A 16482-nucleotide genomic window follows, 5' to 3' on the forward strand; every position below is an offset into this window, starting at 1 on the left:
TCGAAAACGTTTTCGAAATCCCTTACACAATTTGTTACACAAAGGGATCTTAATGAGTTTATCGAAATCGTTTTCGATGTTTTTTCTGAAGTTCGAAAACGATTTCGATATCGCTTACAAAGATTCCCTGAATTAGAGAGAGAATACTAGGAGAAAGAAAGGAAAATCTAACCCATGCTAAATTACAACAAGACACTACCTGATGGAGCCCCGGGGTGGGTTGTATCGGAAGACCAATTCTCAAGCTTGGCACTAGCCAAATGTGAAGCTGTAATGTCTCTTGGCAACGGCTACATGGGACTTCGTTCCGCAGCGGAGGAGTCTTATGTAGGTGAGAAACGCAATTTGTTCGTAAACGGTACATTCAACCGTTTCGATGAACTGGAAGTCAGCGAGCTGCCGAATGCGGCGGATCTAACCAAGCTGGACATTCGGATAGATGGCAAACGCTTTACTTTGGAGCAAGGTGAAGTTAAGACATATAGCCGCAGCTTGAATCTGCGCGACGCTGAACTGGTTCGTACCTTCATCTGGAACAATGGCGAAGGCAAGGAACTGGAATTCACATTCCGTCGTTTCGTTTCTTTGGATTCCCTGCATGTCATCGGACTGAAGATGGAAGTGAAAGTACTTCGTGGTTCGGTGAATCTGTCAGTGAGTTCCGGTATTGATGCTCAAGTCAGCAACAGCGGTAGCCAACATTTCCATGAAGGCGAGAAGCGCATCTATGACAAGACATATCTGGAACTGATCCAGACGACAACAGAATCGAAGGTTGATTTTGCTATCGGCGCATCACATCGTTTGAAGGTAGACGGTCAATTGGTTGAAGTTGCGCCAGCAATGGAGATCGACCGCCGTATTGTAGCTGTTGGTTACAGCTTGAAGCTGGAAGAAGGACAATCCCTTACATTCGAGAAGGTAGCGACTGTATACACTAGCCGTGACAAGGAATTCGGTGACAACTACAGTCTGCCAGTGATGCGGGAAGTAGCACTTGCAGCATTGAAAACAGCACAAGAGTCCGGGTACGACGCATTGTTCAGCAGCCATACTGCTGCTTGGGCTAAGGTGTGGGACAATTACGGAATTACGATTGAGTCCAGCAATTCATTTGACTTGCTTGGTGTACGCTTCGCACACTACCACTTGGTAGTCATGACGCCAGCTCACGATAACAGAATGGGTATTGGCGCTAAAGGATTGAGCGGCGAAGGCTATAAAGGTCACTCTTTCTGGGATACAGAAATCTTCATCCTGCCATTCTACATCTACAGCAATCCGGAAATTGCTCGTTCTTTGCTGGAATACCGTTACCTGGGATTGGAAGGCGCTCGGAACAAGGCTAAGGAAAATGGTTTTGCTGGAGCGATGTATCCGTGGGAAGCAGCTTGGCCGTCTGACGGCGAAGTAACACCAGTATGGGGTGCAGTTGATATTGTGACAGGTGAGCAGACCAAGATTTGGTCCGGATTCATTGAACAGCACATTACATCCGATATAGCTTATGCAGTATGGCATTACTTCCGGTCTACTGGAGATACCGATTTCATGGAGAAATACGGCTATGAGATCATCTTCGATACAGCTGTTTTCTGGGCAAGCCGCCTGGAGTGGAATGAAGAGCTCGGACGCTACGAAATTAACGAAGTTGTCGGACCAGACGAATATAAAGAGCATGTCGACAACAATGCTTTTACCAATTACATGGCTCACTTCAACATCGAGCTGGCAATGGAGTACTATCAGGAGCTTGAAGCTCAGCGTCCAGAACTGTTCGCCCGTTATGATGGATTGTTGAACCTGAAAGAAGCTCATAAAGTTTGGGAAAGTAAGCTGAATCTGATCTATCTCCCACAACCGAACGAGGATCTGATTATTCCGCAGGACGATACGTATCTGCAAAAGGAAATTATTGACCTGACACCATACAAGGATCAGGAAAAAGTGGGCAGTATATTCAATGACTACAACCTGGATCAGGTTGGTAACTTGCAGGTTTCGAAGCAAGCAGACATTATGATGTTGTTCTTCCTACTGGAGAATAAATTCTCACCAGAAGTAAAACGTGCTAACTACGAATACTACGAGGAAAAAACATTGCATGATTCCTCGCTGTCACTGTCCACACACTCGATTCTGGCCAGCGACTTTGGTGACAAGGAACTTGCTTACCGTCTCTTCCACAGAGCGACTGAGATTGACCTCGGACCGAAGGTTCATTCCTCCGATGCGGGTATCCACTCGGCTTCACTTGGCGGAATTTGGGAATGTGCGGTAATGGGCTTCGCCGGCGTGAGAATGCTGGACGGAAAACTTCATCTGGCACCAAAACTGCCTGAGCATTGGGACCGGTTGTCCTTCCCGCTCTACTGGCAGGGTAAACGCCTTGAAGTTAACATTACCCCGCAAGAGATTTCCATTACCAATGTTACAGGTGGGTCGATTCAACTGATCGTTCACGGTAAGCAGCAAGAAGTACATGAAAATGCTACATTTGCTAATACATCGACATTATAAGGGGAGGTCTTTCTATATGAAAAAGACAGTATCCATGAAGGTTGCCAGCGTGCTTGCAGGCGTTATGTTGCTCTCGGCTTGTTCTGCTGGTAACACAAACACAGGTAATAACGCAAGCTCCGGCAATGCCGGGGGTAAAAAGGTACAACTTACCTTTACAACTTGGGGTGACGTAACTAGCGGTTCCTCTGAGCAACAACTGGCAGATGAATTCAATGCAGCACACCCTGATATCGAAGTGAAATTCGAGCCAGTTCCAGGCGATGGCTATGCAACAAAGCTGACAACTTCTTTGGCAAGTGGTACTGCAGCGGATGTATTCCTGATTGGGGAAGGCGACTTCTATTCTTACGTGGATAAAGGTGTAGTAGAGCCGCTTGACGATTATATCGCCAAGGATTCTACATTTGACCTTGCTATGTACCAGAAAGACCTGATTGACATGGAGCGCATCAACGATAAGCTCTACTACCTGCCGAAGGATTTCAATCCACTGGCACTATGGTACAACAAACGTATCTTTGACGAAGCAGGCGTTCCTTATCCAAGCGATGACTGGACTTGGGATGATATGTTCGCTACAGCGAAGAAGCTGACCAAGCAAGAGAACGGCAAATACACACAATTTGGTTTCAACGCAGGCACTTGGGAGTATCCGATCTACACTTACCTGTGGACTAATGGCACTGATATTGCCAATGAAGACGGCACCAAAGCTGAAGGCTTCATGAACAGTGAGAAGACGATTCAAGCGATGGAGAAATATGTAGCGTTGTCCAAGGGTGATGGAAGAGTATCCCCTACACCACAAGATACACAAACCATGGGTGGTGACTCCTCCATGTTCATGACCGACAAATTGGCCATGATGGTTACGGGTCGCTGGATCAAGTCCGATCTGGATAAATCCAACGTAGAATACGGTTCCGCGCTGATTCCTAAGGGTGCTGACGGCGAACGTGCCGGCATTATCGCAGCTGCTGGTTGGGCGATGAACTCCAAGACGAAGCATAAAGCGGAAGCTTTCGAATTGATGAAATGGTTGTCCGGAACGGACGCACAGAAACTGCGCTCCAAGAACGGATTGGTACTTCCTGCTACTGTAGCTGAACTGGATCAAGTAAAAGCTACTGAAGAGAAAGACAAGCCGGTTATCGAAATGATGAATTTTGCACGTAAACCGGTTACCATGCGTTCTGCTAACGGCCCGATTTTCAAAGAGGCCTTCACCCAGGCACTTGAGAAAATCCTGCTAGGTAAGCTGGATGTGAAGAGTGCACTCGACGAAGCGGCTAAAAACGCTGATTCCAAAATCAAATAAATAAGTTTGCGGGTGGAGCACTGATCACGGTGCTTCACCTGCTTTCCATCAAGGAGGCCGTCATGAATAATACCAAATCGGAGCGCGCGGGCTATTGGTTTATCCTACCGTGGCTGCTAGGACTGGTTATTTTCACACTTGGCCCGATGATCTTTTCGCTGATCCTATCCTTCAGCAAATGGGATGTAATCACCGGCGTCGAGTCGATTCAGTTTGTGGGATTCGATAATTTCAAAGCCATTTTTCACGATGAATTGTTCTATCAGTCTTTAAAAGTAACCTTTATCTTCGCACTCGTCTCTGTGCCTCTCTTCCAAGTGGCATCGATTCTAATTGCCTTGCTTCTAAATATGCGTTCACGCGGAATGAAGTTCTTCCGTCTGATCTTCTTTATGCCTTCTGTAATTCCTGCTGTCGCTACCTCCATGATGTGGGTGATGATCTTCAATCCGGAGTACGGGATTCTGAATAAGGCATTGGCTTGGTTCGGTATTCAAGGTCCGGCTTGGCTGCAGGATCCTAGCTATGCGCTGGGCGCCCTGATCGTAATGGGTCTATGGGGCGTGGGTAACACAATTATCATCTATCTGTCGGGTCTGCAAGGGGTACCTGAGGACTTGTACGAGGCGGGTCAACTGGATGGTGCGGGTCCGTTCCGCAAATTCTTCAGTATTACGTTGCCAATGATTACGCCGACTGTATTTTTCAACCTGATTATGGGGATTATCGGCGGGTTCCAATATTTCACCCAAGCTTTCGTTATGACGAATGGTGGACCACTGAACTCGACCCTCTTCTATAATCTTTACCTGTATAACAAAGCATTTATGGAATTTGACATGGGTTATGCGTCCGCGCTCTCCTGGATTCTGTTCCTGATCATTATGATATTCACGCTATTGGTCATCCGCAGCTCGTCCTTCTGGGTTCACTATCAGGGCGATGATCAAAAAGACTAAGGAAGGAGAAGCCAAGATGCAAAAAATACAACCTAGATTCAATCTGTCCCAACTGATTGCGCTGTTACTGTTGCTCGCTGGTTCTGCTATCGTGCTAGTTCCGCTGCTGTGGACGATTTCGACATCACTCAAGACGCCGGCCGAAGTGTTCGGTTCTGCTTTCTGGCCGACTAAATGGCAATGGTCCAACTATGCGGATGCCGTGACGGCGATTCCGTTTTTTAAATTCCTGGGCAATACGCTTATTATCCTTATTCCAGTTATGATCGGTACGGTGTTCACATCGGCGATCAGTGCTTATGGCTTCGCCCGGTTTAACTTCCGTGGCAAAAGAACGCTGTTCCTCGTACTGCTTGCGACAATGATGCTGCCGAGCCAAGTAACCTTGATTCCAACCTTCCTGTTGTTCAAACAAGTAGGGCTCACGAACTCGTTCTTGCCGCTGGTCCTTCCGGCGTTCTTCGGTCAAAATGCATTTAATATCTTCCTTGTACGTCAGTTTATGCGTGGAATTCCGCGTGAGCTCGATGAATCGGCTTATGTGGATGGTGCCAACCGCTGGCAGATTTTCACCCGGATTATGATGCCGCTGTCCAAAGCTCCGCTGGTTGCCGTATCCATCTTCACCTTTATGGGCGTATGGAATGACTTCCAAGGTCCGTTGATTTATCTGAACTCCAATGAGAAATATACACTCGCACTGGGACTTTCCATGTTCAAGGGCTTGTACAACGTAGAATGGAACATGCTCATGGCGGCGACGATTCTCATCATGCTGCCGGCGTTGATCTTGTTCTTTATCGCACAGAAATATTTCATCGAGGGCATTTCTATCTCCTCAGCCGTGAAGGGCTAATGGGGCTAAAGTGTTATCGCATGACCTACAGATAAGGAGATGAGTACCTTAATGGCTAGAACTACTAGCAAGCATCCATTCAATCTATACTATAACGGTGGAGAATACGTCAAAATCTGCGGTACGCAGGACGGCTATTTTCCTGATTTCGGCCACCATGTTGCCAATGAGATGGGCGGCGTCTGGCTGCACCCGATCAAGCTGCTGGATGGCTTCTGGCTGAAGCTTACGGACAAGAAGCGGAATATTTCCGTCTGGTCCCGTGCGGATGGCTTCACAAGCGAACCTTGGGGCAGCCGGTTCCAATATGATCATGGCCTGAGCTACATCCCGGTATCCATGGAGCGTACACAGTTTGCTCCTGAGCATGTAAAAGGGATGACGGCTGCTTATGAAATTAAACACTACGGTGATGAAGAATTGCAGCTTCAGGTGGAACTTCTGTTCCGTACCGATCTGCGCCCGGTGTGGTACTCGGATGAGGTTGGTATTCATGATGGTACTGCGGACGAAGCGACCGTGCTTAACCCGCGTGAAGTGCTCGTGAAGGACTCCAGCCATGAATGGTACACACTGGTTGGTACCGATCTTCCTGGTGATCAAGTTGAGACTCGTCCGGATCTGTATGGACCTGAGTTTACTGCCGGAGCAGGATGCGGTATCGCTTTCCGTACGGAACTGAGACTTGCTCCAGGCGAGCATCGTCGTTTCAATCTGTTTGTCGCTGGGTCCCATACTTCCCGTGAAGAGGTTGAGGAGACTTATCGTCATCTATCGGCTCATTATGCAGGTCTGCTGGCTGAGAAGCGTGAGGTATATAATGCGATTGCAGATCGGGCGAAGCTGACCATTGAAGGCGAAACCGAATGGAATGAAGCTTTTACTTGGGCAAAATGGAACAACCAATGGCTGATCCAAAAGGTGGATGGCATCGGACGCGCCCTGACTGCGGGTGGACCGACGTATCCATGGTGGTTCGGTTGTGATAATACTTATTCCTTGCAAGGGGTACTAGCGATTGGTGATCCACAGCTAGCCAAGGACACACTGAACCTGTTGCTTCAGAAGTCAGAAGAAGTTAACGGCAATGGTCGTTTTATTCACGAAGTGACGACGCTTGGAGCGGTATCGAACAAGGGGAATACACAAGAAACAGCTCATTACATTGCATTCGTATGGGATCTGTTCCGCTGGACCGGGGACGAAGAACTGCTTCGCCGCCACTACGATTATTGTGTCAAGGGTATCGACTGGCTACTGGGCGAAATGGACCCTGATGGCGATCTGTTCCCTTCTGGATACGGCATCATCGAAATTGCCGGATTGAACATGGAACTGATCGACAGTGCAGTGTATACAGCACAGGCGCTGCGGGCTATGACTGAAATGAGCGGGTATTTGCAAGATAGCGAAGCGCAGAACAGATATAGTGAACTGGCCCAACGCTGCGTAGATGCCGTGAACAAGTACTTCTGGCAAGAAGAAGAAGGCTTGTACGCCGATGCTGTCGCTCCAGCTGCTGATGTTGCGCCAAAAGTAGACTACATGGTCTCCTTGGCAGAAGGACAAGGGATTAACGACTACCGTGAATATGTAGACGGACTCTTGGCTGCCTCCGGTGAGGATGCATCTGCTGACCGTGGTTGGTTGCTGAACAAGAACTGGGTTATTGTGACCCCGATGGAAGCTGGCATCGCTGAGCCTGATAAAGCTCGCCGGGCGCTGGACAACATGCGGAATGATACCTTCATTGGAGAATACGGCACGTACTTGTCTGGAATGTATCAACAGGGAACAATGACGATTTCAACAGGTGTGCACGCAGTAGCGGAAGTTGCCAACGGCAATCCGGACGCAGCACTGGATCTGTTGAACCGGATGAAACGCAGCTTCTCACGCGTAATGCCGGGTTCTTTCTCCGAAATGTCACCAGATTACGGTTGTGTAGTGCAGGCTTGGACCATTTATGCTATTGCGGTACCGTTTATACGTCATTTCTTCGGCGTAGAGCCTTTTGCTGCTAATCAAGAATTGACAATCAAACCACAGCTGCCTGCTGCCTGGAACGGCAAAGCTTGCTCGCTCGAACATTTCGTAGTGGCGGATGCAGAATTCGATCTTACTCTGACCCAAAACGATGGAACGCTGAAGGCGGTCATCCATAATGAGGCGGGCTGGAAAGTAACAGTAGATTGGAACGGCGAGACCGTAACTAGCAGTGAGAAACATATTAAACTTGAACTATCCGCAAACTAACCTATAACCTATATAAAGAGAAAAGAACATAGAGCTGGGAGATGGAGAATAATGAAACTGGAAGCTGTTATTTTTGACCTGGATGGTGTCATTACTGATACTGCAGAATACCATTACGTAGCGTGGAAAAAGCTTGGAGAATCCATCGGGATTCCATTCGAGCGTGAATTCAACGAGACCCTTAAGGGCATCAGCCGCGGCGAATCCCTGGAGCGGATTCTGCGTCTGGGCGGTAAGGAAAATTCCTTCACGCCTGAACAAAAGGCCGAGCTGGCCCATCAGAAGAACGAACATTACGTCTCCCTGCTGGTAGATCTTACGCCAGCGGATACTTATCCTGGCATTGCTGAGCTGCTGAAAGAGCTAAAAGAGCAAGGCATTCCGGCTGTTATCGCTTCGGCGAGCAAAAACGCGCCGCAAATCCTGAGTTCCCTTGAGCTGGATAGCTTCTTCCAGTACGTGGTACCACCGGATTCCGTACAGCATGGTAAGCCTGCACCAGATTTGTTCCTGGCTGGAGCAGAGAAGGTTGGCGCGAATCCTGAGTTTTGTATCGGCGTTGAGGATGCTACAGCAGGTGTTGAAGCCATTAAATCAGCTGGCATGAAGGCCGTTGGTATCGGCGAGCGTGAAAGCCTTGAAGCGGCTGGAGCCGATGTAGTGCTTCCGGATACGACAGGTCTGAACCTGGCGTTCCTGAACAAGGTGCTGGAAGGTTAAGGCATAATCCGCAAGCTACCAGCGTTCGTATGATCCTGTGTGGCGGGAGAATTGATATAAGCCAGCGAGTCCTTTGGGACTTGCTGGTTTTTTTGTGGTTTAAAAAGTAGGAGAAGACTCATGTATTATTTTACAAATAATCCTTATTAAGCTGAGAAGAATAAGGAAAATATAGTATTATACTAATAGAGTTATTCTTCTAATGTTCTACAAGATATGGCTTGCTAGAACTATTATAGTGATTAGCTATATAAGTGAAATTAAATATCAAACAGAAATTAGGCGTTATTTTGTTGAATTCTGTTGAAGATTACTCTCTAGAAGGTGAATTTTCTGTTCCCTATAATTTAATTAAAGTCCCTGTCGTATAAAAAGTAAAAAAATGGTTCACTTCCCCGATTAAGAGCATTTTCGCACCTTATTTCGCTTTAATATGGGGAAATAGGTAAATTAAGGTCATTTTTGTATCTTATTTTCTGAAAATTGAGCTAAAATTCCTATTATGGAATATTTAATGTACAATATTGTCGTTAATTCCCACTAACCGGTAGCTGCAGAGTATTTTAGGTACAAAAATGCCTTTAATTACACTTTAGTATAGTCATTAATGCGTTCCATATATTATTTTTAAAATTGGAGGTTTTATTTTGCAAGGAATTTTAATAGTCGTGATCATTGCCGTATTATTATTATTGGGACTTCTCTTGTTCAAATTTATCAGCCCCAACAAGCGCAAATCCAAACCATTTATCATAGAAAAAGTAACGGATTTAAAGTCAGTTACTATTGCTGATATTGATAAGATGGAGGACGGAACGGGATTTGAAATGTACCTCTACAGGCTTTTTTTAGAGTTAGGATATACGGGTGTTTATAAAACCTTAGGAAGCCGTGATTTTGGAGCTGATGTAATTTTCACAGATCGTCTTGGAATCAGAAATGTTGTCCAGGCAAAACGCTATTCTGTAGATCATACTGTGGGTGTCAGTGCTGTCCAAGAGGTCTATTCTAGTATGAGGTATTATAAAGCTAAAAAGGCTATCGTAATTACTAGCTCTAGGTTTACAGAACCGTGCGAGACGCTGGCGGGGATTAATCATGTAAAGCTCCTGGATCGTTCAGATTTGGTAAATATGATCGAAGCCTTCAAAAGAGATGATCTAAGAGAGGCTCGAAACATGATCGAAGCGGAGCCGCGAATGATACTAGAATCTTGGAGTGAGGCTAATAGCACTGAGCTGCATGAAATTCGTAAGGATTATAAGGCTGAGAAACATATTAACAAAGTAATGGGAGAATAGAATTCAATATTGTCCGGGATGGGGAACATGCCACATACATAACAATAAAATGAAGTCGAGAAATAAGAGTATTAAGCTCCGTATCACATTTGAAAAGAGGCGATTATTTCATGGCAAACCGTCGTTCATATCAGATTACCGCAAGCGCTGCACGCAAAGACTGGTCCGAAGTTCCGGCACTTTCGGTAGAACAATACCTTTGGCTGGATAACGGCTATGCGCCTAAGGTTGAAGTCAGATCGTATTACACCCCTGAGCGGCCGTACGTTCAATTCAAGGTAGATGAGGAGCATCCGCTGGTTCGCTATTATCAACCTAATGAGCCTGTGTATACAGATAGCTGTGTCGAATTCTTCGTACAGCCGCTGCCCGGCAGCGACGCCCGGTATTTGAATTTTGAACTGAATGCGGCAGGGACGCTGCTGCTTCAGCTTGGCGAGGGACGAGATCGGAAGTATCTGGAGGGTGCACTGCCTGCGCTCTTTGAGATTCAGACTTCTTATGCAAATAGGGAACAACATCCTGAAGAAAGCGGCTGGGAGCTGGAATTCTCTATTCCTTTTGAGTGGCTGACGGGAATATTCCCAGATTTCACAGCCAGTTCTGGGCAAGTCCTGCGTGGAAACTTCTACAAATGCGGGGATGAGGCAGAGCTTCCTCATTATGGTTGCTGGAACAAGATGGATTCCGTTACGCCAAATTTTCATCTGAGCACGAGCTTTGGAGAATTGATACTGGAATAGGGCTATAGAACAACGGGTACCTTCCTGAAGAGGAAGGTACCCGTTTCTTTTTGTGTGGGGAGTAGTGTAGGTGGCTGTAAGCACCGTCTGTGCTGGGATTTTTATAACGCTGGATTGTATTATGAAGTGTTCTACTAGAACATCGATTAGGCTAAGTTCGGACTTTCCAACGCGCGTGTAACTAATTGGAGTCCCGATATTTGGGGGCAAGGGGTTGAATATAAGCTCACGCGGAGCAGCGGAGGGCCCTACGGGATTCTGGAGAAACGGCAGTGTTCGCCTTTAAAGTCTGATTTCAACCGCTAATCCCTTTCCAATTCAGAAATCAGACTTTAACAGCGATCGTAAGAACCCTTCGAGCCCGTAGCGCCTTCACGTACGAGCATTCAATGAGTCACTATATAAGCACATAAGTGGCCCTCAAAGGACCATGAACCCCGACAACGAGCTGCATTTCAATATCGGCTGAATTGGAAGGCCCAGAGATGAAATTAATGGCTGAGCCCATAGGCTCACCTGCTTCAATTCGCCGGTTGAGATCTGCGGCTGCCTGAGTGGAGCGAAACACGAGCCTTTCTTTTTCAATAATCGCGATATAGTGGGTAGGCAGAAAATGGAGGGAGCGGCCTTGATCGGGGCGGCTCTCTACGACAATTGTACCTGATTCGGCCAATGCATAGTCAGCGAAAACAATAGCCGTATTGGCCGCTTCGGAGCGGAGGAGATTATCCTCCCGTCCTGCGGCTTCTTTCCAGACGAACGAATTCGGGAAGCTTAGCCCGTAATGTAGGAAGCGGTCATCTCCAGATGTGATTACAGCGCCTCCGCCATTCGCGCGAATTAGATCATCCAATGTTGTTTGCAAAATCTCTGGGGCCGATTCAATTAACTGCGTGTGGATAAAATAGCACTGCTCCTTAAGAATCTCTACTAAATCGTCAGTTGTTAAACTGCCATAGCTGTCGGGGATCAACGGTCGCAGATCAGGCCGCTGTACGTTATAGACACGTTCCCGTCCAAGCTTGGCGGCGATTGTATTTAGAAAAGACTCCTTGCCCGATATCGTCATTGCTCAGCACCGCCTTTGCGTTGGTCAAGCCAAGTCCGGAAGCTATCTTGCTGCTTAACCGGCTGACTAAGGTCACGAGCGTTGATCCAGCCGCGGACTAGTCCCGGTCCTCTTATAATTCGTCCATGCCTGCTCAGCAGCTGGCTTGCCGGATTCGCAAACCGCAGAGCTTTGCCGAACAACGTCTGAGAAGACAGGAGACGGCTTGCCGTCTTCATCTGGATTCTTTCCGCACTCCCGGTTCTCTTTTCCTCCACAATTTTCTGGCGGTGCAAGATTAGCTGCTCATGAAGCGGGATTTTAACCGGACACACATCTGTACATGCTGCACACAAGCTGGAGGCAAAAGGAAGCTCTTTGTAGTCACCGTATCCGCCCAGCAGCGGGGTGATTACAGCTCCAATCGGACCTGGATAAATAGACCCGTAGGCATGACCGCCAATATGACGGTAGACCGGGCAGACATTAAGACAAGCGCCACAGCGGATACACTGCAGGGCTTCGTTGAATTCGCTTCCCAGAATCTCGGAGCGGCCGTTGTCCACTACAACTAAATGGAACTCTTCGGGCCCATCCGTCTCCCCGGTTACCGAGGGACCCATTACAGTAATATAACTGGTTAATTTCTGTCCTACAGCACTTCGACAGAGCAGATTATCCAGTATCTCCATTTCCTCAAGCGTGGGAACGATTCGTTCCATCCCCATCACAGCAATATGCGTTTTTGGTATGGCGGCTGTAAGATCGCCGTTGCCTTCATTGGTAACCAGATTAATGGCTCCCAGGTTCGCGATGGCAAAGTTGCAGCCCGTGATCCCGACATCTGCTTCCAGAAACTTTTGCCGCAGCACCGTCCGGGCGAATCTGGCGAGATTCTCGGGATTTTCATCACCTGTATAGCCTAGCTTTTCTGTGAACACCCTTTGAATTTGAGACCGGTCTTTATGCAACGCAGGGGCCACAATATGGGAAGGCGGGTCCCAATCATCAATTTGCAGAATATATTCCCCTAGATCAGTCTCAATCAGCTCGCAGCCGGCATCCATCAGGACGCGGTTCATTTCAATTTCTTCGGTAACCATCGATTTGGATTTGACAATTTTTTTAGCCTTTTTTTGCATGACGATGTCCCGGATATAGCTGCTGGCTTCCTCTTTTGTTTTGGCAAAATAGACATGCCCGCCCTTTTTCTCTACGTTATCTGCCAACTGCTCCAAGTAATAATCCAGATTCTTCAGCGTATGCTGAGGGATTTGCTGACCGATGGAACGCCACTGTTCCCAGTCTCCAAGAGCGGTGGCGGCTGACAAACGCCTGGTCTTCAGGCTGTCCTGGGCTGAACTTACCGCGCTTCTCATGAAGTGCTTCCCGAGGCCTTCTGAAGTCCGTTCGCTGAATTCCCGTTTATCTGTTTGCAGGCTCATTTCTCCCGTCCTCCTTTGACAGCAGCAGTAGCATGATGATGGTTCAGCACTTCTGCAATATGCATTATTTTCACGGGTTCTCCCTTACGTGACAGCCGGCCACCGATGTTAAGAAGGCATCCCATATCTGCACTGATCAGAATATCTGCTCCGGTGTCCACGACACAACCACATTTTTCATCGACCATTTGCTCGGAGATCTCAGGCATTTTAACAGAAAAGGTTCCACCGAATCCGCAGCAATTATCGCTGTTTTTGAGCGGTTCCAGTTGAAGTCCCCTAACCTTGCCAAGCAATTGATAGGGGGTTTCCTTCTCACCCAGCAGTCTTGTCATATGGCAGGAACGGTGGTAGGTGGCTGTCCCTTTAAGCTTTGCACCAACATCGGTAACGCCAAGCACCTTTACGATGAATTGGGTAAACTCATATGATTTTTCTTTCAGGGCAAGCGCTTTCAATTCCCAGTGTGGATCACCCTTGAAAATCTTCGGGTATTCATGAAACATAGCGATACAGGAGCCGGACGGACCCACGACATAATCGGAGTTTTCGAAGGCAAGCATCATGTTCTTCATAGCAAGCTTGGAATCTTCAAGATAGCCGCTATTATAAGTAGGTTGACCGCAGCACACTTGCGAAGCCGGATAATGTATTTCACAGCCCAGCCTTTCGAGAACTTCAACCATAGCTATTCCGACATTCGGAGTCATAAGGTCCACTAAACAAGTCGAAAAAATACTGACTTTCATGCCGATCCCTCCCATTGCAACCTTGATGTGAATAGCTTAACTCAGGAAGTCAATGAAAAACAACATAAAAACAAATAAAAAAAGTGAACTTTGTTGACAATAAATATTGATAGCGTTTACACTGAAAAAGGATAAAATGGATAATCTACCTTGAGGGGGAGAGTCAGTGGAAAAGCATTTGATGTATATCGACGGCCAGTTTGTGGAATCAGAAGGCAAAGAGTGGATGGATGTAACCAATCCAGCAACAGATGAAGTCATTTCACAGGTTCCCAAAGCTACAAGGAATGATGTGGTGCGTGCCATTAACGCAGCGGAAGCAGCCCAGTTAGCCTGGGAGGAGACGCCTGCGGTTGACAGAGGAAAGTACCTTCATGCCATTGCCGATGGGATTCGGGCAGAGGTTGATATCCTGGCCAGACTGATCTCCGAAGAAGTAGGTAAAACCTTGGAATTGTCCACGGTAGAGGTTAATTTTACAGCAGATTATATGGATTATATGGCAGAATGGGCACGTCGCTATGAAGGAGAAATTGTTCAGAGTGATCGTGATAATGAGAATATTTTTGTTTTTAAAAGAGCGATTGGGGTAACAACAGGCATTCTGCCATGGAATTTCCCTTTCTTTCTTATTGCTAGAAAAATGGCACCGGCGTTGATCACCGGCAATACGATTGTCGTCAAGCCTAGTGCCGAATCTCCCAATAACGCGGTGGCTTTTGCCAAAATTGTTGATCACATCGGTCTTCCTAAGGGTGTGTTCAACCTTGTGACCGGTAAAGGCGGAGAAGTCGGTAATGAATTGGCCAGCAACCCTAAAGTGGGCATGGTCAGTCTAACAGGCAGCGTGCCAGCAGGACAAAAAGTAATGCAAGCGGCAGCTGAAAATATCATCAAGGTGAGTCTTGAGCTTGGCGGTAAAGCCCCTGCCATTGTTATGGATGACGCTGATCTGGATTTGGCAGTCAAGGCGATTGTAGACTCCCGTGTGATCAATACAGGGCAGGTCTGTAACTGTGCGGAGAGGGTCTATGTCCATGAGAAGATCAAGGACGAATTTACTTTCCGTCTGGTTGAGGCGATGAGCGCAGTGAAGTATGGTGATCCGCTGAAAGACAAGGATATTCATATGGGGCCATTGATTAACAAGGCGGCGCAAGAATCCGTGCAGCAAAAAGTGGACCGCGCAGTAGAAGAAGGCGCCAAGATCGCCTTGGGTGGTAGTAAGGTAGAGGGAAGCGGCAGTTTTTTCGAGCCTACCGTCATTACTGATGCTACCAATGATATGGAAATCGTGCAGGAGGAGATTTTCGGACCGGTTATTCCTATCATTTCTTTCGCTAACCTGGATGAAGCGATTACGCTGGCCAATGACAGTGAGTTTGGACTGACCTCATCCCTATATACTCAAAATCTAAACGTCGCTATGAAAGTGATTAAGCGTCTAAAATACGGGGAAACCTATATTAACCGCGAGAACTTTGAAGCGATGCAAGGCTTCCATGCAGGGTGGCGGAAATCCGGCATCGGCGGTGCGGACGGCAAACATGGCTTGAACGAATATTTACAGACCCATGTAGTGTACCTGCAGTACGACAAATCTATTAACTGATCAGCTAAAAATAAGATACGCAAGTAACCGATACGGCCCGAAAGGGCCTTATCAGTGTTATTAGATCAGCCAGAAATTTCTGGCTGGTCTATTTTATTTTACTGTTACTTTCTTTTATTCATCTTATTGCTAGCAGAAAATAAAGTCCTAGATTGTCGCTGTTTTATTCGCTTGTCGGCCATCTTGCGGTTGATCCCGATTGGAATCAGAAAATATAGAAGATGAGACCTTTGCCCTCGGCTACAGTTTGGCTGTAGAAACGCCGGATTTCGTTAAAATGCTGAAGCATGTAGGCAAAGAGCTCGTCCCTGTCCTCGTTTGAAACAGTGTCAGGCTCAAGAGGATATACCTCTTCCTTGACCATGGCCGGGAAATCATACCGCAAGCAGAGCTGCGTTTCATCTAACTCAGACATAGCTTGAAGCGCTTCTGCAACCTGCTCGGCGCGTAAGGAAAATGCCCGGAATGAGCCAAAATCAATGCCTTTGCCTGACATCAGCGGAACAACATAGCCAAGAGGGGGATATCCATCGGAAATATCTCCACACAGCAAGTAGTGAAGCGCCTCCCAGGATCTATCAATGTCCAGCCCGGGATAATCGTCACCTTGCTGCTGACCGGTATTCTTTTAAAATAATAGAAAATATCAGGTCCTGTTATCCCTTGTCCCGCTGGAACTTGGTCGTTTCCCGGTCATAGTGTGAGATGGAGCCGTCGAACCCGACAAGTCGGACATAACCTTCTGAGAACTTGTTAATCCGTCCAAAGCCTACCCGGGCATACATTCCGTCAGGGTCGAGCTGCAACGCGGAGACAAAGGTCTGGGATAGGGCGGCTACGAAAAAATCAATATTTTTAACCAAAGTGTGTGGCATAACGTTCTTCCTCCGTTGAAATGGTAATTCGGCTAAACCGTGTGCTGCTTGTTCTACTATAATAGCATGAGTTGAGC

Annotated in this window: 13 protein-coding genes and 1 pseudogene; 9 read left to right on the plus strand and 5 right to left on the minus strand. The window is 47.2% G+C overall.

Annotated features, from left to right (window positions below; all coding sequences use genetic code 11):
• Positions 1-174: 174 nt before the first annotated feature.
• The 8 genes from ACFVRY_RS13395 to ACFVRY_RS13430 all read left to right on the plus strand — a co-directional run bounded on the left by ACFVRY_RS13395 (position 175) and on the right by ACFVRY_RS13430 (position 10676).
• Positions 175-2520 carry a glycoside hydrolase family 65 protein gene (locus ACFVRY_RS13395; RefSeq protein ID WP_387500677.1) on the plus strand — a complete coding sequence of 782 codons (2346 nt, stop codon included), beginning with the start codon at positions 175-177 and terminating at the stop codon, positions 2518-2520.
• Between the two features lie 16 nt (positions 2521-2536).
• Positions 2537-3841, plus strand: coding sequence for an ABC transporter substrate-binding protein (locus tag ACFVRY_RS13400; protein WP_387500679.1), 1305 nt, complete (start codon positions 2537-2539; stop codon positions 3839-3841).
• 62 nt (positions 3842-3903) lie between these two features.
• Positions 3904-4800 (plus strand): carbohydrate ABC transporter permease, encoded by an 897-nt coding sequence (locus ACFVRY_RS13405; protein WP_387500680.1) that lies wholly within the window; start codon positions 3904-3906, stop codon positions 4798-4800.
• Between the two features lie 16 nt (positions 4801-4816).
• The gene (locus tag ACFVRY_RS13410) at positions 4817-5656 is read left to right on the plus strand and encodes a carbohydrate ABC transporter permease (RefSeq protein ID WP_387500681.1); all 840 of its coding nucleotides are present in this window, start codon (positions 4817-4819) and stop codon (positions 5654-5656) included.
• Between the two features lie 51 nt (positions 5657-5707).
• Positions 5708-7912: an alpha-L-rhamnosidase-related protein gene (locus tag ACFVRY_RS13415; RefSeq protein ID WP_387500682.1), complete on the plus strand. Its 2205-nt coding sequence runs from the start codon at positions 5708-5710 to the stop codon at positions 7910-7912.
• 51 nt (positions 7913-7963) lie between these two features.
• On the plus strand, positions 7964-8632 hold the full coding sequence (gene pgmB / locus ACFVRY_RS13420) for a beta-phosphoglucomutase (RefSeq protein WP_387500683.1): 669 nt from the start codon (positions 7964-7966) through the stop codon (positions 8630-8632).
• A gap of 647 nt (positions 8633-9279) precedes the next feature.
• A complete protein-coding gene (locus tag ACFVRY_RS13425) occupies positions 9280-9933 on the plus strand; it encodes a restriction endonuclease (RefSeq protein WP_387500684.1) in 654 nt (217 codons plus the stop codon).
• 110 nt (positions 9934-10043) lie between these two features.
• The gene (locus ACFVRY_RS13430; RefSeq protein ID WP_387500685.1) at positions 10044-10676 is read left to right on the plus strand and encodes a carbohydrate-binding family 9-like protein; all 633 of its coding nucleotides are present in this window, start codon (positions 10044-10046) and stop codon (positions 10674-10676) included.
• Between the two features lie 397 nt (positions 10677-11073).
• On the opposite strand, the gene ACFVRY_RS13435 is transcribed toward ACFVRY_RS13430, so the two are convergent.
• The 3 genes from ACFVRY_RS13435 to ACFVRY_RS13445 are packed head-to-tail and all read right to left on the minus strand — an operon-like array spanning position 11074 to position 13918.
• Positions 11074-11745: a LutC/YkgG family protein gene (locus ACFVRY_RS13435; RefSeq protein WP_387500686.1), complete on the minus strand. Its 672-nt coding sequence runs from the start codon at positions 11743-11745 to the stop codon at positions 11074-11076.
• Positions 11742-13169 (minus strand): LutB/LldF family L-lactate oxidation iron-sulfur protein, encoded by a 1428-nt coding sequence (locus tag ACFVRY_RS13440; protein ID WP_387500687.1) that lies wholly within the window; start codon positions 13167-13169, stop codon positions 11742-11744. Before ACFVRY_RS13440 ends, ACFVRY_RS13435 begins: the two co-directional genes overlap by 4 nt.
• Positions 13166-13918, minus strand: a complete 753-nt coding sequence (locus ACFVRY_RS13445) for a (Fe-S)-binding protein (protein ID WP_387500688.1) — start codon at positions 13916-13918, stop codon at positions 13166-13168. Before ACFVRY_RS13445 ends, ACFVRY_RS13440 begins: the two co-directional genes overlap by 4 nt.
• Positions 13919-14084: 166 nt before the next feature.
• Here ACFVRY_RS13445 and aldA point away from each other — a divergent pair, with 166 nt between their 5' ends.
• On the plus strand, positions 14085-15530 hold the full coding sequence (gene aldA, locus ACFVRY_RS13450) for an aldehyde dehydrogenase (protein ID WP_387500689.1): 1446 nt from the start codon (positions 14085-14087) through the stop codon (positions 15528-15530).
• Positions 15531-15735: 205 nt separating this feature from the next.
• Here aldA and ACFVRY_RS13455 read toward each other — a convergent pair.
• Positions 15736-16122, minus strand: a pseudogene (locus tag ACFVRY_RS13455) (YfbM family protein); the annotation flags it as partial.
• A 64-nt stretch (positions 16123-16186) separates the two neighbouring features.
• Positions 16187-16405: a hypothetical protein gene (locus tag ACFVRY_RS13460; RefSeq protein WP_066363946.1), complete on the minus strand. Its 219-nt coding sequence runs from the start codon at positions 16403-16405 to the stop codon at positions 16187-16189.
• Between the last annotated feature and the right edge of the window lie 77 nt (positions 16406-16482).

The organism is Paenibacillus sp. NPDC057934 (genome assembly GCF_042887565.1).
Lineage (GTDB): Bacteria > Bacillota > Bacilli > Paenibacillales > Paenibacillaceae > Paenibacillus_AQ.